This is a genomic window from Brevibacillus brevis NBRC 100599, assembly GCF_000010165.1.
Classification (GTDB): domain Bacteria; phylum Bacillota; class Bacilli; order Brevibacillales; family Brevibacillaceae; genus Brevibacillus; species Brevibacillus brevis_D.
The window spans coordinates 3,029,270-3,052,511 of the sequence record NC_012491.1; the positions used below are offsets into that span (position 1 = coordinate 3,029,270).

1 protein-coding gene is annotated in these 23,242 nt (G+C 49.2%); it reads left to right on the plus strand.

Annotation, left to right across the window (positions count from 1 at the left end):
* The first annotated feature begins 1 nt into the window (after position 1).
* Positions 2 to 23,239, plus strand: a complete 23,238-nt coding sequence (gene lgrB / locus BBR47_RS14675) for a linear gramicidin non-ribosomal peptide synthetase LgrB (RefSeq protein ID WP_015891189.1) — start codon at positions 2 to 4, stop codon at positions 23,237 to 23,239.
* The last annotated feature ends 3 nt before the right edge of the window (positions 23,240 to 23,242 follow it).

Here is a 23,242-nt window from a genome sequence, read left to right on the forward strand (position 1 = left end):
AATGTACCTCAGGAGGAGAGTAGACGTGTCAAGTAAAAAGATCGCCAATATATATCCGTTATCTCCCATGCAAGAGGGAATGTTATTTCATTCCCTCCTGGACGAAGGAACAGAGTCCTATTTTGAACAATTGCGCTTTACCATTAGAGGATTCATCGATCCAGCTATTCTCGAACAAAGCTTAAACGCGCTGATCGCGCGACACGATATTCTCCGAACTGTCTTTATCCTTGAGAAGGTCCAGAAGCCACGACAAATTGTACTCAAGGAAAGAAAGACAAACGTTCAGGTGATAGATATCACACACCTCTCTGAAGACGAGCAAGCCATCTTTTTGGAGGATTATACTAAAAAGGAACGTCAGAAAAACTTTGATTTGGCAAAAGATGTGCTCATTCGCCTCACTCTTATCCGAACCTCTTCTGACGCATATACCCTGATCTGGAGTCACCATCACATTTTGCTAGACGGCTGGTGCATTCCGATTGTGTTACATGACTTTTTCCAAATCTATCAACAAGTAAAAGACGAACAACCAGTAAATCTCGGCCAAGTTTATCCCTACAGTAAGTACATAAGCTGGTTAGGGGAACAGGATGCAGAAGAAGCAAAAGACAACTGGTCACGGTATTTAAGTGACTATGAGCCGAGCACATTTATTCAAAAGCAGGGTACCGGGATCAAATACAATCAAGCAGAGCTGGTCTTCACGATTGGTCAGTCGTTGACGACCGAGTTGAATCATATCGCAAGACAATTGCAAGTAACGGTAAACAACCTCTTTCGTACAATTTGGGGTCTCATGTTGCAGCGCCAAAGCAATATCGATGATGTTGTATTCGGATCGGTTGTCTCTGGCCGTCCAATCGATATCCCGAACGTCGAGCAGATGGTTGGACTTTTCATCAATACCGTACCGATCCGTGTTCAAATGAGAGACAATCAAACGTTTTCTGATCTGGTGAAACAAGTACAAGAAGAGTCAAGCTCGCTGGAAAAATATCATTATCTTTCTCTCGCGGACATTCAAAAAAATCAACAACTGATCGATCATATTATTCTGTTCCAAAACTATCCGATGGGCGCAGAGCTTTTGACCCGTCTGAATCAATATAACCAAGAATTCACTCTCACAAAGCTGCATGCCTTTGAACAAACCAACTACGACCTAAACATAATGGTCACCGCAGACGATACCCTCACAGTTACGTATTTATACAATGCATCCGTATTTACGGAGGATCAACTCCAACACCTCAATCAACAACTCATTACTATCATGACGCAAGTGACAAATACACCAGATATCCTTCTAAAAAATCTAGAAATAATCAATTCCGAAGAGAAGCACCTTCAGCTCCATACTTTTAATGATACATATCGCCATTATCCTGTTGATTATCTGATTCACCAGATTTTTGAAGAGCGCGCAGAGAAACAACCACACCACATTGCACTGGTCATGGGAGAGCAAAAGCTTACGTACCGTGAGCTAAACGAAAAAGCAAATCAACTTGCTACATTTTTACGTGCAAAAGGGGTCGGGCCGGAAAGCATTGTGAGCTTGCTCACAGAACGTTCGGCGGAGATGATCATTGCTATTCTTGCGATTTTTAAAGCAGGCGGCGCATATTTACCAATTGACCCGGCTCATCCGAAGGACCGCATTGAATACATTTTACAGGACAGCGGCAGTGTGCTACTTCTTACAAAAAAACGTTTTTTAGAGACAATTGATTTCGCTGATCGGATCTTTGATCTGGAGGCGGGTGAGCTTTATCAGGGAGCACCGGGTAATCTTGCAAATGTAGCCAAAGCGAGTAATCTTGCATACGTCATCTATACATCGGGTTCAACAGGCAAACCGAAAGGCGTCATGATCGAGCATGCGAGTCTATTGAACCAAATCTTCGCACTGCAAGAGCAATATCCGCTTCAAGAAAAAGATGCGTATTTGTTAAAAACGACTTATACCTTCGACGTATCCGTCGCAGAAATCTTCGGTTGGATTCTCGGTAACGGCAGACTGGTGATTCTCGAACCTGGCGCAGAGAAAGAACCTTACAAAATTTGGGAATCCATCGTTAATTATGACGTAACTCACGTCAATTTTGTTCCATCTATGCTCATTCTTTTTGTCGAGTATCTCGAGGGGCGAAAAGAGGCAAACCGACTGCGATACATCATGGCTGCCGGGGAAGCCATGCCGAATGATCTTGCGTCAAGAGTATATCAAGTATTGCCAGAAGTGAAAGTGGAGAACATCTATGGTCCGACAGAAGCTACCATTTATGCTTCCTGCTACTCACTCACTGCAGACTTGATAGAAAATCCTGTGCCTATTGGAAAGCCTTTGGCCAACTACCAAATGCATATCGTCAATCAACATGGGCAGTTACAGCCAATCGGGGTTCCTGGTGAATTATGCATTGCCGGAGCTGGCTTGGCGAGGGGATATTTAAATAATGAAGAAATGACGAACGAAAAGTTTGTTCCTCATCCGTTTGAAGCGGGCAAACGCATGTACCGGACAGGCGACCTGGCTCGTTATCGCAAGGATGGAAATATTGAATACCTCGGACGAATTGACCATCAAGTAAAAATTCGTGGCTTCCGGATCGAGTTAAACGAAATTCGTAGCCGGTTGATCGAAGAAGAATCGATTCGCGATGCAGTGGTAGTGGCACAAACAGATCATAACCATCAAGCGTATCTATGCGCCTATATTATCGCCGATCAGATGTGGACGGTTGCCTCATTACGTACACTGCTTCGCCAAACGCTGCCGGATTACATGGTTCCGTCTCATTTCATTCAAATGGAAGAGTTCCCTCTGACCTCGAGCGGGAAAATTGATCGCAAAGCCTTGCCGCTTCCAGATGGCGAAGTGCAAACAGGCAACGCGTACAGTGCGCCGCGCAATCCGATTGAGGAATTGCTCGCCCGGATTTGGGAGGAGGTCCTTGGTGTATCACGAGTCGGGATTCACGATAATTTTTTCGAATTGGGCGGGCATTCGCTTTTAGCGACACAATTGCTGTCCCGTACATCCAAGGTATTTCAGACCCAGCTCCAGATGCGTGAGATTTTTACCTATCAGACAGTAGCAGAATTGGCTGAACGAATTCAAATCACTCGCCAAGGTGCTGAGCCGATAAAGCAAAGTCCGATCAAACCGCTTTCCTTAGACAGTACTCAAGAGTTACCACTGTCTTTCGCCCAACAACGTCTATGGTTCCTTGATCAACTGATCCCGAATAGCGCCATGTACAACATTCCGGTCGGATTCCGTCTGCGTGGAGCAGTCGATACGAATGTAATGGAACGTGCTTTAAATGAAATGATCAACCGACATGAATCACTTCGAACAACGGTGAAAGACATAGAAGGACGAGCGGTCCAAGTGATTCATACACAGGTACATTTTCCACTTCCTGTCACTGACCTACGCGACTTGCCAGCAGAGGAAAAAGACACGATCTGGATGAGTATGGTGGAAGAAGATGGCGCTACGCCATTCCAGCTGGATCATTGGCCGTTGATGAGGGCAGTGTTGATCCGACTAGAGGAACAAGAGTCCGTTCTCTGGATAAATATGCATCACATCATCTCAGACGGTTGGTCCATGGATGTATTGGTGAACGAGCTAAGTACCATCTATGAAGCATTCGTCAAAGAAGCAGAAGCACCGCTTGCCGATTTACCCATTCAATATCGGGATTACGCAGTCTGGCAACGAGAGAATTGGCAAGGCAATGTATGGGAGCAGCAGCTCAGTTATTGGAAGAAGAAGCTGGGACAGAGTGAACCACTTTTGCCCCTTCCGACCGATCGTCCACGGACAGTCGTACAAAGCTATAGCGGTGACAATTATTCATTCTACGTGCCGAGTGAAGTAGGGCAAAAGCTACGCGAGCTAGGAAGACAAGAAGGCGCGACGCTGTTCATGACGCTCTTAGCGGCATTCAAGCACTTCATGTACCGTTATACGAATACCACAGATATTCTGATCGGAACACCTGTTGCGGGACGTAATCGTCAGGAAATAGAAAACTTGATCGGATTCTTTGTCAACATGCTGGTTCTTCGAACGGACCTGTCGAACGATCCTACATTCGTTGAACTGTTGCGACGTGTTCGTGAGACGGCATTTGATGCTTTTGCCAATCAGGATATTCCTTTTGAAAAATTGGTCGATGAATTACAAATTGAGCGCAGCCTCAGCTACTCGCCGCTTTTCCAAGTACTTTTCTCCGTACAGGGAATGTCAACGGGTGTACGTAAAGGCGAGACGATCTCCATTACACCTAATGAAGTCAGTCTCAACAAGACGACCAAATTTGATTTGACACTCACCATGATTGAAGACGAGGATGACGGACTCAAGGGTGTGTTTGAATACAGTACAGATCTATTTGATCGTACGACGATTGAGCGCATGGCAGAGCATTTCCGCAATCTTTTGCAAGCTGTTGCGACCAATCCAGCGCAGAAAATAACAGAAGTTGAACTGTTAGGGGATGGGGAGCGAGATCAGCTGCTCGTCGGTTGGAATGATACTGAGGTTGATTATTCCCGCGATCTTTGTGTGCATGAACTAGTTACCGAGATCGCACAAAAGTTGCCTGATCAGCTTGCAGTTTCAGGTGAGCAAGGTGCAATCACTTATGCAGAGCTGGATGCGAAGGCCAATCAGCTCGCTCATTTCTTGTTAAAACAAGGGATTGGCTCGGAAGATTTGGTAGGAATTTGCGTGGAGCGTTCCATCGAGATGTTGATCGGTCAACTCGCCATTCTCAAAGCAGGTGCCGCTTATGTGCCGATGGATCCTGCTTACCCGCAAGAACGACTCGCTTTTATGATCAAGAACGCTCAGATGTCTTTGGTCTTAACCCAAGAGCGTTTGGTAAGTGCGTTACCAGTAGGCGCTGCAACGTTCCTTTGCTTGGATCGAGATTGGGATGGAATGGCTACGATGAGTTCGGATGCACCGGCGGTTACGACGAAAGCTGAACAGCTCGCCTATGTTATCTATACGTCAGGTTCAACAGGAACGCCAAAGGGAGTCGAGATCGAGCACCGATCACTCTTGAATCTAATCCATTGGCATCAGCGAGCGTACAACGTAAACGCTGCTGACCGTGCATCGCAAATAGCTGGTACAGCTTTTGATGCTTCGGTATGGGAAATTTGGCCGTATTTGACGGCGGGTGCTACGATTTGCCTGCCGCAGGAAGAGATTCGTCTCGTACCGGAAAAACTGCGTGATTGGATAGTCGAATCTGGTATCACGATAAGCTTTTTACCAACACCTTTGGCAGAGAGTTTGCTTACGGTGAATTGGCCAGCCGGATCAGCATTGCGCTACATGTTGACGGGTGGAGATACTTTGCACCAGTACCCGTCTGCTGATCTACCGTTTACGCTGGTAAACCAGTATGGCCCAACAGAAAATACCGTCGTGGCTACTGCTGGCATCGTGCCTGTGCAGGGAGAACGAGAAGCGGCACCTTCCATTGGACGTCCCATTGACAACGTATCTGTCTATGTACTCGACGCAAGCAGAAAGCCTGTGCCTGTAGGAGTTGTCGGGGAGCTTTACATCGCGGGGAAAAGCTTGGCTCGCGGCTATCTGAATCGACCTGACCTGACGGAAGCCAGTTTTGTACCGAATCCGTTCTCTACAGATGAAGGGGCGCGGATGTACCGCACTGGCGACTTGGTTCGATATTTGGCAGATGGAAGTTTGGAATTTATTGGACGAGCTGATGATCAAGTAAGCATTCGCGGATTCAGGGTTGAGCTAGGGGAAATAGAGTCGGCTTTGTATGCACATGCAGCTGTTTCGGAAGCAGTAGTGATCGTCAGGGAGGATTTGACGCCTGGTGTCAAACGACTGGTGGCTTATGCCGTGCTTCATGAGGGAGAAGAGGTACAGACGAATGAATTGCGTCAGTCTTTGAAAGATAGACTTCCAGACTACATGGTGCCTTCTGTCATCATACGGATGGATGCTCTGCCTCTCACTCCTAACGGAAAGGTAGACCGCCGTGCTTTGCCGTTACCCGATACCGTGCGAGCCCAATGGGAAGATGGCTATGTTGCCCCACAAACGGAAATAGAATACAAGCTCGCCGAAATCTGGCAAGGAGTTCTAGGTGTAGAGTCTATCGGAATTCACGATAACTTTTTCGAACTGGGCGGCGACTCGATATTGACGATTCAGATTGTCGCGCGTGCCAATCAGGCGGGTATCCGATTTACACCAAAGCACTTGTTTGACTCTCAAACATTGGCAGAATTGGCTGCAAGTGTAGTAGTTCTTGAGGATGCACCACAAGTGCATAGGGAGCAGGGGATTGTTACAGGCGAATTGCCTCTGACACCCATTCAGACGTGGTTCTTTGAGCAGGAAATTTGCCATGTCAACCACTGGAATCAATCTGTCATGCTTGCTGTGCGTGAAGAAATGGATGCGAGTTTGTTAGCAAAAGCTTTTGCGGCGATTCTTGCACACCATGATGCCTTGCGTCTGCGTTTTCGGAACGTCAACGGGAAATGGGAGCAATATCATGATGTCGTTTCGGATGAGGATGTATTTCAGGTAGTAGATTTGACGACGGCTGTACGTGAAACAGAAATAGAGGAACAAATGCAAGCCATTGCAGACGAGCTACAAGAAAGTCTGGATATCGAAAAAGGACCATTGCTTCGTGCTGCATACTTCCAATGCGAGGACAAACAGCGTCTGTTCATTGCGATTCATCATCTCGCTGTCGATGGGGTTTCCTGGCGAATTATTCTGGAAGACTTGCAAACGGCCTATCAACAATTGATCGAGTTGCAACAGATCAATTTGCCTCAGAAGACGACTTCTTTTAAAAGATGGTCAGAACAGTTGACACAGTACGCAGAGCAAAGCGTAGTCGATGAATACTGGGCGACTCTGGATACAAGTCATGTAGTAAACCTGCCTGTTGACCATCCGAATGGAAAGAACACAGAAGGTCTGGCCGTTCAAGTAAAGGTAAAGCTGGGCGTGGACGAGACACGTGCCTTATTGCAGGAGGTACCAGCTGCTTACCGTACTCAGATTAACGATGTGTTACTCAGTGCTTTGATCCGAGCCTATAACAACTGGACGGGGCAACAGACACTTTATGTTTCCGTTGAGGGACACGGGCGTGAAGAGATCATCGATGGCGTGGACATTTCCCGAACAGTAGGCTGGTTCACTAGCATGTACCCGGTCTTGCTGGAAATGGAGCCACAGACGCCTTGGGGTTCCCTGATAAAATCAGTCAAAGAACAATTGCGCTCGATTCCTGACAAAGGGATTGGCTACGGCATTCATCGTTATTTAAGCAAAGATGAACAAACGATAAATACCCTGCAAGCTTATCGGCAACCAGAGATTAGCTTCAATTATTTAGGACAATTTGATCAGGATCAAACGGCGGATTCTTCCTTGTTCCAGATCATTCCGAACTGGTCAGCATCCAATTTGAGCAGGGATGAAGCCCGAATCCATACCCTTGATTTCCAGAGCATGGTGGCGGGAGATCAGTTAGAAATGACCTGGACGTACAGTGGCGATATGTACGAACAACAAACGATTGAAGAGCTCGCTCGTGACTATGTGCAATCATTGCAAGCGATTGTTGCCCATTGTCGCTCTGAAGAGGCAGGTGGCTATACACCTTCCGATTTCGCGTTAGCGGAGTTGGATCAAACAAGCCTCGACAAGTTCATCGGAAACAATCGTCTGATCGAGAACATTTACACACTCACTCCGTTGCAAGAGGGGATGCTGTTCCACTCTCTTTATGAGCAAGCAGGCGGGGACTACGTCGTTCAACTGGTCGTGAATTTGGATCACTTGAATGTGGCGAAGTTTTCAGAAGCATGGCAAAAAGTTGTCGAGCGTCATGCCATCCTCCGAACCACCTTCTTATGGATCGGATTAGATAAACCGCATCAGGTTGTTCATACAAAAGTAACAGCACATGTCGAACAACTGGACTGGAGTCACTTACCGAAAGAAAAGCAAGAAGCGAACTTACAAACGTATCTCGAACAAGATCGCAAGCGAGGCTTTGATCTCACTCACCCGCCATTGATGCGTTGGTCGTTAATTCGTCTGGATTCAAAAACCAGTCAGCTCGTTTGGAGCTTTCACCATATATTGTTGGATGGTTGGAGTACTCCGATCGTCCTGAACGATTGGTTGACCTATTATCAGGCATCTGTTGATGGTACCAAAGCAGAACTGCCTGTCGCTCCTCCGTTTTCCACTTATATTGCCTGGTTAAAGCAGCAGAGTCTTGAGGCATCAGAGCAGTATTGGCGAAAACATCTGCGTGGCTTCCGTACACCAACTCCTCTTAGCATGGGGAAACCGGGTGGAAGGGCTGTACAACAAAAAGAATACGCAGATCAAATGATACTTTTATCGAAGGAAACAACTGCGAGTCTGCAAGCTTTTGCCCGTAGGCATCAACTTACGATGAATACGCTGGTCCAAGGAGCGTGGGCGTTGATTTTAAGTCGTTACGCAGGTGAGTCTGAAGTAGTATTTGGGACCACCAACCTGGGCCGTCCTACAGATTTGCGTGGAGTGGACTCCATGGTGGGTCTGTTTATCAACACACTCCCTGTTCGCGTTCTTTTCTCGGAACAAGTGACGGTGATCGACTGGCTGCAGAAGATCCAACAGGAACAGAGTGCGATACGTCAGTACGAGTTCACACCGCTCGTAGACATTCAAAGCTGGAGTGAAGTGCCGCTTGGACAGGCGTTGTTTGACAGCATACTCGTTTTCGAAAACTACATGTCTGGTGCAGAAACAAATGCGAATACAGACATGTCACTAAACGCAATCAAAGCAGTTGAGCAGACGAACTATCCATTGACATTGGTGGCGGCGCCTGGCGAAGAGCTATTGCTCAAGCTGATTTATGAAACAAATCGATTCGATCAGATCACCATGGATAAAGTATTGGCTCAATTGATCAAAGTATTTGAGTCCATAATGGCTCAGCCTACGGACCATCTCTCTGCCATTTCATTCATCACAGACGAGGAACGCCACAAACTGTTAGTGGAATGGAACGCAACGGAAACGGAATATGCTCGTGACGCGGTAATGCACCAGCTATTTGAAGCACAAGTAGTCGCAACACCGGATGCAGAGGCTTTAATCGTCGGAGAAGACAGACTGACGTACGCGGAGCTGAACCGCCGTGCAAACCAGCTGGCTCACTATCTGCGGGCGCAAGGGATCGGTCCAGAGGTCTTGGTGGCTGTTCTCATGGAACGTACGACCGAGATGATCGTTGCGATGATGGGCATTCTCAAAGCTGGTGGCGCGTATGTGCCGATTGATCCCGCGTATCCACAAGAGAGAATCGGCTATACGCTGGAAGATTCGCAAGCGGCGATCCTGTTGACCCAAGGAAGCCTGCTATCGATGCTGCCTGAACATACAGCACAAGTGATTTGTCTGGATCGTGACTGGGAGGCTATCGCAGAGCAAAGTGAAGAGAATCTGCTTAATCTGGTAGAGCCAACGAACCTTTCGTATGTCATTTACACCTCGGGCTCGACAGGTCTGCCTAAAGGGGTGGCGATTCAGCACAGTAGTGTCATTGCCTTCATCGCGTGGGCGAAAACGGTCTTTTCCGCAGAAGAAATGAGTGGGGTGCTCGCCTCCACATCCATCTGCTTCGATCTGTCTGTCTATGAAATATTCGTTACCTTAGCCTACGGCGGGAAAGTCATCTTGGCTGACAACGCCTTGCATATACCGACCCTACCAGCAGTCAACGAAGTGACATTGATCAATACCGTTCCATCTGCTGCCAAAGAACTCGTGCGGATGAACGCGATCCCGTCGACGGTACGCGTGGTCAACTTAGCAGGAGAGCCACTGCCAAACACATTGGCACAAAGTCTATATGCAATGGGACATGTGGAAAAAGTCTTTAATCTTTATGGTCCGTCTGAAGATACGACTTACTCCACGTATGTACAGGTCACCAAAGGCGCCACGTCAGAACCGACAATTGGTCGTCCTTTGTCCAACACACAAGCGTATATTCTCGATGCCAACCTGCAGCCTGTCCCGTTGGGCTTACCTGGGGAACTGTATCTTGGTGGTGACGGATTGGCTCGCGGGTATCTGAATCGCCCAGAGCTGACCGCAGAACGATTCTTGTCCAACCCATTTCACGCTGACTCACATGCGCGGATGTACGGCACCGGTGACTTGGTCCGTTATCTCCCAGATGGACAAATCGAGTACTTGGGACGGATTGACCATCAGGTGAAGATTCGCGGTTATCGGATCGAGTTGGGAGAGCTGGAGGCTGTCCTTCGCACCCATCCGGCTGTCAAGGAAGCCGTTGTGATGGCAAGAGAAGACAAGCAGGGTGACAAACGTTTGGCGGCGTACGTGACGACAAGAGAGGAAAGTAGCGAAGAGGCCACTGACTTAGCCGTCTGGGCAAAAGCAAAATTGCCGGAGTTTATGGTTCCATCCGTCTTTGTCTGGCTGGACGCGATGCCGCTCACACCGAACGGCAAGATCGACCGTAAGCAACTGCCAGAGCCGGAGTGGGGCCAAATCGCTTCTACCCAAGAGTATGTAGCGCCACGCAACCAAACGGAGGAGCTGGTCGCCACTATCTGGTCGCAAGTGCTTGGTATCGAAAAAGTCGGCGTTTATGACAACTTCTTCGAGTTGGGCGGGCATTCTCTCTTAGCGACGCGGGTCATTTCTCGTCTTCGTGAGATGTTTGCAGGAGAAGTACCGATCCGTACGCTTTTCGAAAACCCAACTGTTGCAGAACTGTCCGAAATACTTGGAAGCTTTTGGAGAGAAACATCAGGAGCTTCGATCGAACCTGTTTCACGGGAAGGCCATCTGCCATTGTCCTTTGCGCAGCAACGTCTGTGGTTCCTGGATCGCCTGATGCCGGAAAGCGCCTTGTACAACATCCCGTCCGCGATGCGATTGCATGGGGATCTGAATATAGAGGCGTGGAACAAGAGCTTGCAGCTACTGATCCAGCGTCACGAAAGTTTGCGGACAACCTTTGACCACGTAGGTGGTCAAGCTGTACAAATCATTCACCCTTACCAAGAACAGCCGCTACGTGTAATCGACTTGCGGGAGCTACCAGCAGACGAGTGCGAAGCAGAAACACAGCGTTTGGCAGGAATCGAGGCAGCTACGCCATTTAACCTGAGCGAAGGTCCGTTGTTCCGTACCACCTTGATCCGCATATGCGAGCAAGAGGCCGTTTTCTTATTTAACATGCACCATATCATTTTCGATGGCTGGTCAATCGGTATTTTCATCAAAGAAATGAGAGCACTGTACGAAGCATTTGTTTACGGAAAAGAACCTGGATTAGCCGATCTGACATTGCAGTACGCGGATTACGCTGTATGGCAACGGAAGTGGATGGAAGAAGATGTGCTTACGCGACAGCTAGCGTACTGGAAAGAAAAGCTAGTCGATGCCGAACCACTATTGGTTTTGCCGACAGATCGTCCGCGTCCATCCGTTCAAAGCCATGCTGGCGCGATGTATACCTTTACGCTTTCAGCGGAACTGTTAGAAAAATTGAGTATGCTCAGCCGTGAAGAAGGATCGACGCTGTTCATGACCTTGCTGGCTGCCTTCCAAACTATGCTCTACCGCTACAGTGGACAGGAAGACATCCTCGTCGGGAGCCCGGTTGCAGGACGAAATCGGGAGGAGATCGAGTCACTCATCGGTTTCTTCATTAACACATTGGTGCTACGTACGGATATGTCAGGGGAACCGACATTCCGTGACTTGCTGGCAAGAGTGAAGGAGACGGCGCTAGAAGCCTATGCTCATCAGGACCTACCGTTTGAAAAATTGGTCGATGAACTGGCGCTAGAGCGTAGTCTCAGCTACTCGCCGCTGTTCCAGGTGATGTTTGTCCTCCAGAACTTCCAGCTAGATTTAGACGAAAAGGCTGGCATTCGCGTATCGGAATTCGATATGGACAAACACCTCGTCACTGCGAAGTTCGACCTGACGTTGACGATGGCTGAAAGACCAAACGGGTTGATTGCGACATTTGAGTACAATACAGCGCTGTTTGATGAAACGACGATCGTGCGTATGTCCCAGCACTTCCATCACTTACTCGAAGCTATCGTTCAGATGCCGGAGCAGACCATTACCCAATTGCCGCTTTTGCCTCAGGCAGAACGGGAACAGCTGCTGGTGGAATGGAACGATACCACGACGGCTTACCCACGGGAGCAACGTGTGGATCAATTGTTCCAGCAGACCGCGATGCGTTACCCGAATCAAATTGCAGTAGTAGCGGGAGACCAGAGTCTCACCTACTCCCAGTTAGAGACGCGAGCCAACCAAGTGGCCAACTACCTGCAAAAACAAGGCATTCGCCCAGGTTCACTTGTCGGTATTTGCGTGAAGCGTTCTCTCGAAATGCTGATCGGGGTGCTCGGGATTCTAAAAGCTGGTGGGGCTTATGTACCGCTCGATTCGGATTATCCGAAGGAACGTCTGGCATACATGATGGACGACGCCCGCGTGACTGTTTTGCTCACGCAGGAGCAGCTTCTACCGTCACTCCCATCCGGAGAGCATAGCGTGGTATGTCTGGATCGCGATTGGACGATGATTGCCGATGAAAGTGAACAGGCACCTGATATTGACACCACAGCGGAAAGTCTCGCTTACGTGATCTACACCTCAGGCTCTACCGGGTTGCCAAAAGGAACGCTTGTCATCCATCGAGGTATTGTCCGTCTCGTCAAAGAGACCGACTACGTGACGATCACAGAGCAGGACGTTTTCCTGCAAGCATCGACAGTATCATTCGATGCGGCGACCTTTGAAATTTGGGGTAGCTTGCTGAATGGGGCAAAGCTGGTGCTGATGCCGCCTGATCTGCCTTCCTTGGAAGAACTGGGACAAGCCATTCAGGTGCACAAGGTTACAACGCTTTGGCTGACGGCGGGACTGTTCACACTGATGGTGGATCATCACAAAGAGTACTTGGCGGGGGTTCGCCAACTGCTCGTGGGTGGAGATGTCGTTTCGGTTCCTCACGTAAGAAAAGCGTTGGAACTCGAAGGACTCACGATCATCAACGGGTACGGTCCAACAGAAAACACGACATTCACTTGCTGCTATCCAGTCACGGAGTTGCCAGAGACGATCGGTTCATTCCCGATTGGCCGTCCGATCAAGAATACGACTGTGTACGTACTGGACAGCAACATGCAGCCCGTTCCGATTGGTGTAACAGGTGAGTTGTACATTGGCGGAGATGGTCTGGCGCAAGGATATTTGAATCGTCCTGACTTAACCGAAGAGCGCTTTGTACCAAACCCGTTTTCAACCGATTCGCAGGCAAGGCTCTATCGGACGGGTGACCTGGTTCGTTACCTGCCAGATGGTGTTATCGAATTCATCGGACGAATCGACAATCAGGTAAAAATCCGCGGATTCCGCATCGAGCTGAGTGAAGTAGAGGCAGTTTTAGCCAAACATCCTGCTCTTGCCGCATCCGTCGTCATTGTCCGCGAAGATGAACCGGGCAAAAAACAGCTCGTCGCTTATGCGGTCAAGCAAGCTGAGCAAGAGGTTGACACAGCCGAGCTGCGCCAGCATTTCAAAGCACATGTTCCGGATTATATGGTACCAACTGCTTTCGTCATGCTGGATGAATTGCCGCTTACGCCAAACGGGAAAGTAGACCGTCGGGCCCTGCCAAAACCTGACTATGCGCACTCAAGTGATGAGCACTACGTGGCACCACATACCTTGATCGAGCGCAAACTGTCTGAGATTTGGCAAGACGTTCTCAGAATCGAAGAAATCAGTATCAACGCTAACTTTTTCGAACTCGGAGGAGACTCGATCCTGAGTATCCAAATCGTCTCTCGGGCTAACCAAGCAGGGATTCGTCTTACACCTAAACAGATCTTTGAAAACCAAACAATCGCTGAACTGGCAGCTCTTGTTTCCACAACTGGAAACGGGGAAGGTGCTATTCAACTGGCGGAACAAGGCCTCGTGACTGGCAATGTGTTGCTTACGCCAATCCAGAAGTGGTTCTTTGCCGCTAATCAACCGTCCATCCATCACTGGAATCAATCCTTCTTGTTGACAGTCGAGGAGCCGGTTGATACGAGCGCATTGGAGCGTGCCATTGCCGAGTTGCTTGCACACCACGATGCTTTACGCATGCGTTATACGAACAACGACGGCATATGGTCACAACACATCGAGGGCTTGGGCGAACCTGTACCTTTCCATTTGGTTGATTTGTCTGGCATCGCAGCAGAGGAACAATTCGCGCGATTGGAAGAAATTGCAGGCGAGAAGCAGGCAAGTCTCAACATCACAGAAGGCCCGATGTTCCGAGCCGCGTACTTCCATCTTGGAAAAGAACGCGCGGGACGACTCCTGCTCGTTATTCATCACTTGGTAGTCGATGGGGTATCCTGGCGCATTTTGCTGGAAGACTTGCAGTTGGCCTATGAACAAGCGGTGAATGGTCAGGCGGTGCATTTCCCGTCAAAAACGACGTCGTTTAAGGCATGGGCTGAACAGTTACACGCTTATGCCAAGTCTGATTCGCTTGATAAGGAAAAAGCCTTTTGGGCAAATCAAGCGTATGAAGTAGATCCACTTCCTGTCGACCGTACGTATGAGCCAGCTCAAAACATCGAGGCATACACGAAACAGATTACATTGACGCTGACCGCCGAAGAGACGCGCAACTTGCTTCACGAAACGCTCCCTTCCTACCGTCTGCAAATCAATGACGTATTGCTTGCTTCCTTAGCAAAAGCGTTGAATCGATGGACAGGAAAAGAGAAGATCGTCGTTACGCTGGAAGGACATGGACGCGAGGAGATTATCGAGGGGGCAGATTTATCCCATACGGTTGGCTGGTTCACAAGTATGTACCCGATACAGATTTCTATCGAGCAAGAAAAACCTTGGGGGCATACGCTGAAGGCAGTCAAGGAACAGCTCCGCCAGATTCCAAATAAGGGTGTCGGCTATGGGATTTTGCGCTATTTAAGTGATGATCTCGAGCTACAACACCAACTGAAAGCCCAACTGAAACCGCAAATCAGCTTTAACTACCTCGGGCAATTTGATCAAACCGTAGCGGTATCCTCTACATTTGGCATAGCGTCTGAATGCAGTGGAGCCAATCTTGCCCCTGATTCGATTCGAGAGAACTTGCTCGATATTATTAGTGCGGTTACAGGAGATCAGCTACACGTCACCTGGTTATACAACGAAAACATCCATGACGAACAGACGATTGCGGCGGTTGCTGATCATTACATGGAAGCACTGCGGGAGATTATGACTTACACCCAATCGGCAGAAGAAATCGGCTACACACCGTCAGACTTCCCGCTGGCTAATCTGAATCAGCAGTCAATCGACAAATACATCGCTTCGGATCGTCAGCTCGAAAATGTATACCTGCTGACCCCACTGCAAGAGGGGATGCTGTTCCACTCCCTGTATGAACAAGAGGGTGGCGATTATGTTGTACAGTTCCTCATGACAGTGCGAGAGATTAGCTTGGAAGCTTTCGAGCAAGCGTGGCAGAGAATCGTCGACCGTCATTCGATTCTTCGTACCTCCTTTATCTGGGAGGGCTTGGAACAACCGCATCAAATCGTCCGAAAACAAGTAAAAGTAAGCGTGGAAAAAATCGACCTACGCCATGTGGATGCCGATAAGCAGGAAGCTGAAATCCAAGCGTACATGGAAAAAGACCGGGTGCGAAACTTCCAGCTTAATCAGGCGCCATTAATGCGGTGGACATTGTTTCACACAAACGATAATACGTATCGCTTCTTATGGGGCTTCCATCATATCTTGCTAGATGGCTGGAGTATGCCACTTGTCTTGCAAGATTGGCAGGCGAGTTATCAAGCGATTGATAAAGGCGAAGAAGAAAAACTAGAAGCAGTCCAACCATTCAGTCGTTATATCGCATGGCTCCATAAGCAAGATAAACAAGTTGCGGAGCGCTATTGGCGCGAGCAGTTAAAAGGCTTCTACGAATCAACGCCACTTGCTATGGGAAAAGCAGGCAGTCATGCCATACAGCCTAAAGCCTACAGAGATCGCACCGTTTACTTATCCAAGGAAGTAACGGAACATCTGCAAGCTTTTGCCCGCAAGCAGCAGTTGACGCTAAATACGCTGGTGCAAGGGGCATGGGCACTCATCCTGAGCGGTTACAGCGGATCAGACGATGTTGTCTTTGGAACAACAGTTTCTGGTCGTCCAGCGGAGCTGCCAGGAGTGGAAAACATGGTAGGACTCTTTATTAATACGCTACCTGTCCGCGTCATGTTTGACCCAAGCCAAACGATTCAGGAATGGTTACAACACTTGCAAAAGACACAATTAGACATCCGCCAGTATGAATACACACCACTTGTAGACGTCCAAGGCTGGAGTGAGGTTTCACATGGACAATCGTTGTTCGATAGTATTCTCGTTTTTGAGAACTACCTGAATAGCACAAGTGAGGGATCAGATTCCGGCGTGTCGCTGAGTGAAGTCCAAGCAGTGGAGCAAACCAATTACCCATTGACATTGGTGGTAGCTCCTGGCGATGAACTTGCTCTCAAATTGATCTATGAGCAAGGACGTTTTGATTCGGAAGCGATTGTGAAAGTATTGGAACAGATGTCTCAGGTTCTACAAGCCCTAACTGCACAAGCGGAACAGCCGTTGACTACACTTTCATTTATTACAGACGAGGAACGCCACAAGCTGTTAGTGGAATGGAACGCAACGGAAACGGAATATGCTCGTGACGCGGTGATGCACCAGCTATTTGAAGCACAAGTAGTTGCAACACCGGATGCAGAGGCTTTAATCGTCGGAGAAGACAGACTGACGTACGCAGAGCTGAACTGCCGAGCAAACCAGTTGGCTCACTATCTGCGTTCTCAAGGAATCGGCCCAGAGGTCTTGGTGGCTGTTCTCATGGAACGTACGACCGAGATGATCGTTGCGATGATGGGCATTCTCAAAGCTGGTGGCGCGTATGTGCCGATTGATCCCGCGTATCCACAAGAGAGAATCGGCTATACGTTGGAGGATTCGCAAGCGGCAATCCTATTAACCCAAGGAAGCCTGCTATCCATGCTGCCTGAACATACAGCACAAGTGATCTGCCTGGATCGTGACTGGGAGGTTATCGCAGAGCAAAGCGAAGAGAACCTGCTTAATCTGGTAGAGCCAACGAACCTTTCCTATGTCATATACACCTCGGGCTCGACAGGTCTGCCTAAAGGGGTGGCGATTCAGCACAGTAGTGTCATTGCCTTCATCGCGTGGGCGAAAACGGTCTTTTCCGCAGAAGAAATGAGTGGGGTGCTCGCCTCCACATCCATCTGCTTCGATCTGTCTGTCTATGAAATATTCGTTACCTTAGCCTACGGCGGGAAAGTCATCTTGGCTGACAACGCCTTGCATATACCGACCCTGCCAGCAGTCAACGAAGTGACATTGATCAATACCGTTCCATCTGCTGCCAAAGAACTCGTGCGGATGAACGCGATCCCGTCGACGGTACGCGTGGTCAACTTAGCAGGAGAGCCACTGCCAAACACATTGGCGCAAAGTCTATATGCAATGGGACATGTGGAAAAAGTCTTTAATCTTTATGGTCCGTCTGAAGATACGACTTACTCCACGTATGTACAGGTCACCAAAGGCGCCACGTCAGAACCGACAATTGGTCGTCCTTTGTCCAACACACAAGCGTATATTCTCGATGCCAACCTGCAGCCTGTCCCGTTGGGCTTACCTGGGGAACTGTATCTTGGTGGTGACGGATTGGCTCGCGGGTATCTGAATCGCCCAGAGCTTACCGCAGAACGATTCTTGTCCAATCCATTCCACGCTGACTCACATGCGCGGATGTACGGCACCGGTGACTTGGTCCGTTATCTCCCAGATGGACAAATCGAGTACTTGGGACGGATTGACCATCAGGTGAAGATTCGCGGTTATCGGATCGAGTTGGGAGAGCTGGAGGCTGTCCTTCGCACCCATCCGGCTGTCAAGGAAGCCGTTGTGATGGCAAGAGAAGACAAGCAGGGTGACAAACGTTTGGCGGCTTATGTAACGACAAGAGAGGAAAGTAGCGAAGGGGCCACTGACTTAGCCGTCTGGGCAAAAGCAAAATTGCCAGAGTTTATGGTTCCATCCGTCTTTGTCTGGCTGGACGCGATGCCGCTCACACCAAACGGCAAGATCGACCGGAAGCAACTGCCAGAGCCGGAGTGGGGCCAAATCACTTCTACCCAAGAGTATGTAGCGCCACGCAACCAAACGGAGGAGATGGTCGCCACCATCTGGTCGCAAGTGCTCGGTATCGAAAAAGTCGGCGTTCATGACAACTTCTTCGAGTTAGGCGGGCATTCTCTCTTAGCGACACGGGTCATTTCCCGTCTTCGTGAGATGTTTACAGGAGAAGTACCGATCCGTACGCTTTTTGAAAACCCAACCGTTGCAGAACTGTCCGAAGCACTCGGAAGCTTTTTGCAAGAAACAACCGGAACTGCGATCGAACCTGTTTCACGGGAAGGTCATCTGCCATTGTCCTTTGCGCAGCAGCGCCTGTGGTTCCTGGATCGTCTGATGCCAGACAGCGCTTTGTACAACATCCCGTCAGCCATGCGATTGCATGGAGACCTGAATATAGAGGCTTGGAACAAGAGCTTGCAGCTACTGATCCAACGCCACGAAAGCTTGCGGACAACCTTTGACCACGTAGATGGTCAAGCTGTACAAATCATTCACCCTTACCAAGAACAGCCGCTACGCGTAATCGACTTGCGCGAGCTACCAGCGATCAAGTGCGAAGCAGAAACACAGCGCTTGGCAGGAATCGAGGCAGCTACGCCATTTAACCTGAGCGAAGGTCCGTTGTTCCGTACCACCTTGATTCGCGTAAGCGAGCAAGAAACGGTCTTCCTTTTGAACATGCATCACATCATCTCTGACGGTTGGTCGATGGGCGTATTCATTCGCGAATGGTTCACTTCCTACGAAGCGATTAGTCAAAACGACTTACCCGCATTGGTTGATTTGCCTGTACAGTATGCGGACTACGCGGTTTGGCAACGGGATTGGCTCCAAGGTTCAGTATTAGACGAACAGCTTTCTTACTGGAGTGAAAAATTAAGTGGTGCTGAACCGCTTCTGACCCTACCGACCGACCGTTCACGTCCAGCTGTACAAACGTACGAGGGAGCGATTTACTCAACGACGCTCGCAGGTGAACTTCTCGACAAATTACAAACACTTAGCCGTAAAGAAGAATCGACGCTGTTCATGACCTTGCTGGCTGCGTTCCAAACTCTGCTCTACCGCTACAGTGGACAGGAAGACATCCTCGTCGGAAGCCCTGTCGCAGGCCGCAATAGACCAGAGACGGAACAATTGATTGGATTCTTCATTAATACAATGGTGCTCCGTACGGATATGTCAGGGGAACCGACATTCCGTGACTTGCTGGCAAGAGTGAAGGAGACGGCGCTAGAAGCCTATGCCCATCAGGACCTACCGTTTGAAAAATTGGTCGATGAACTGGCGCTAGAGCGTAGTCTCAGCTACTCGCCGCTGTTCCAGGTGATGTTTGTCCTCCAGAACTTCCAACTAGATTTAGACGAACAGGCTGGCATACGCGTATCGGAATTCGATATGGACAAACACCTCGTCACCGCCAAATATGACCTGACGTTGACGATGGCAGAAAAACAAGACGGATTGATCGCAACATTTGAGTACAATACAGCGCTGTTTGATGAAACGACGATTGTGCGTATGTCACAGCACTTCCATCACTTACTCGAGGCCATCGTCCAGATGCCGGAGCAGACCATTACCCAATTGCCGCTTTTGCCTCAGGCAGAACGAGAGCAGCTGCTGGTGGAATGGAACAACACCACGACGGCTTACCCACGAGATCAACGCGTGGATCAATTGTTCCAGCAGACCGCGATGCGTTTCCCGAATCAAATTGCAGTGGTAGCGGGAGACCAAAGTCTCACCTACTCCCAGTTAGAGAAGCGAGCCAACCAAGTGGCCAACTACCTGCAAAAACAAGGCGTTCGCCCAGGTTCACTCGTTGGTATTTGCGTGAAGCGTTCGCTCGAAATGCTGATCGGGGTGCTCGGGATTCTCAAAGCTGGTGGGGCTTACGTACCGCTCGATTCGGATTATCCGAAAGAACGTCTGGCATACATGATGGACGACGCGCACGTTACGGTTTTGCTCACACAGGAGCAGCTTCTACCGTCACTCCCATCCGGAGAGCATACCGTGATATGTCTGGATTGCGACTGGGTGATGATTGCCGAAGAAAGTGAACAGGCACCTGACATTGACACCACAGCGGAAAGTCTCGCTTATGTGATCTACACCTCAGGCTCTACCGGGTTGCCAAAAGGAACGCTTGTAATCCATCGAGGCATTGTCCGTCTCGTCAAAGAAACCGACTACGTGACGATTACAGAGCAGGACGTTTTCCTACAAGCGTCCACGGTATCATTCGATGCGGCGACCTTTGAGATTTGGGGTAGCTTGCTGAATGGGGCAAAGCTAGTGCTGATGCCGCCTGATCTGCCTTCCCTGGAAGAGCTGGGACAAGCCATTCAGACGCACAAGGTTACGACGCTTTGGCTGACGGCGGGACTGTTTACACTAATGGTGGATCATCACAAAGAATCGCTGACAGGGGTTCGCCAACTGCTCGTGGGTGGAGATGTCGTTTCGGTTCCTCACGTAAGAAAAGCGTTGGAGCTCGAAGGACTCACGATTATCAACGGGTACGGTCCAACGGAGAACACGACATTCACCTGCTGCTATCCAGTCACAGAGTTACCAGAGACGATCAGTTCATTCCCGATTGGCCGTCCGATCAAAAATACGACTGTGTACGTACTGGACAGCAAAATGCAGCCCGTCCCGATTGGTGTAACAGGTGAACTGTACATCGGCGGAGATGGTCTGGCGTATGGATATTTGAATCGCCCTGATTTGACGGAAGAACGCTTTGTACCTAACCTGTTCTCAACCGATCCGCAGGCACGACTCTATCGGACGGGTGACCTGGTTCGTTACCTGCCAGATGGTCTTATCGAATTCATCGGCCGAATCGACAATCAGGTAAAAGTCCGTGGATTCCGCATCGAACTGAGTGAGGTAGAGTCCGTTTTAGCCAAACACCCTGCTCTTGCCGCATCCGTCGTCATTGTCCGCGGAGATGAACCAGGCAAGAAACAGCTCGTCGCTTATGCGGTCAAGCAAGCTGAGCAAGAAGTTGACACAGCCGAGCTGCGCCAACATTTCAAAGCACATGTTCCGGATTATATGGTGCCGTCTGCTTTTGTCATGCTGGATGAATTGCCGCTTACGCCAAACGGGAAAGTAGACAGAAAAGCACTTCCAGTCCCTGTCTATGCTCGCAGCCACGATGTTGATTCGTTTACAGAGGCTACCAACCTCATCGAACAAAAACTGGTGGAAATATGGTGCGGCGTTCTGCGAATGGATCGCATCGGCATTCACGATAACTTTTTTGAGCTCGGGGGCGACTCGATCCTCAGTATTCAAATCGTCGCACGTGCAAACAAAGCTGGCATTCATCTGACTCCGAAGAATCTTTTTGACCATCAAACGATTGCAGAGTTGGCAAAGGTTGCAGGCCAAAGCACGAAAGTAGAAGCAGAGCAAGGCATGGTAACAGGTGAAGCTCCACTATTGCCGATCCAAAAATGGTTCTTCGAGCAAGAGCAACCAACACCACATCACTGGAACCAATCGATGCTCCTGCAAGTGAACGAACAATTGGACGAAGAGCATCTGGAGCAAGCCATTACCCACCTGCTCGCTCACCACGACGCACTCCGCCTGCGTTATACCTACACAGATGGCCAGTGGAAGCAGACACACGCAGAAGTCGAATCGGAAGTTTTGCTCAGCGTGGAGGATCTTAGCATGGTCTCGCCAGCTCAGCACAGTAGAAGAATCGAAAAACTTTCACACCAAGCACAAGCGAGCCTTGATTTAGAAAATGGACCGCTCATGAAGATCGTGTACTTCGATCTCGGTTATGATCGACCAGGCCGTTTGCTGATTGTCATTCACCATTTGGCGGTAGACGGGGTATCATGGCGTGTTCTGATCGAAGACCTGCAAACCGCATACAGACAGGCTGCGGAGGGAACAGAGATTCAATTGCCCGCAAAAACAACCTCCTACAAAGCATGGGCAGAAAAAATGAATGAGTACGCATCTTCTGAACATATTGTCGCTGAAAAGGAGTACTGGGTAGCTGCAGCAGACGAGATGATGTCAACTACAACGTCAATCCATGACAGTGGGTCGAACACAGAAGGGAACTGCCGGACGATTACGATTGCAATGGAGGAGCAAGAGACAGAAACCCTGCTACAAAAAGTACCGTCCCGTTACCGCGCGCAAATCAATGATGTTCTATTGACCGCGTTAGCATTGGCACACGCCAAATGGACGGGAGAACAAGCCCTACTAGTCAACCTAGAAGGTCACGGTCGTGAAGAATTGTTCTCGGAGGTCGATCTCTCCCGAACGGTCGGCTGGTTTACGTCCATGTATCCACTTTTGATTCGACTGGATCAGAACATGTCTCAGGAAGATGCGCTGGTAAGAGTCAAGGAGAAGCTTCAACAAATTCCGAACAAAGGCCTTGGATACGGCATCCTGCGCTATCTGACGAAAGATGATAATGAGGCGTCCGAAAAGCTAGCGGCTATTCCGCAACCACCGATTAGCTTCAACTATCTGGGACAATTCAATCAGGCGGGAGAAGGAAATTCCCTGTTTGGATTTGCGGAAGGAGAAAGAGGCTCCAACATCAGTCCGGACAACAGAAGGGCTCATCTGATTGATGTGGTAGGGGCAGTCGTAGGAGGCAAGCTGAACCTAAGCTTCCTCTACAGCGAGTCATTGCATAGCGAAGCGAGCATCGAAACTTTCGCTCGTCATTTCACGGAAATTCTGCGTTCACTGATACAAGCGGAGAAACAAAGCTATAGAGCCGAAGACTTCGAGGATGCAGACTTGAGTCAGATGGCGTTAAACAAGGTACTCTCCAAGCTGAAGAAAAGAAAGGGGAATTAATCC

Coding starts and splice junctions, on each gene's coding strand:
- lgrB (WP_015891189.1), top strand. CDS start 2: ATGTACCTCAGGAGGAGAGTAGACGTGTCAAGTAAAAAGATCGCCAAT.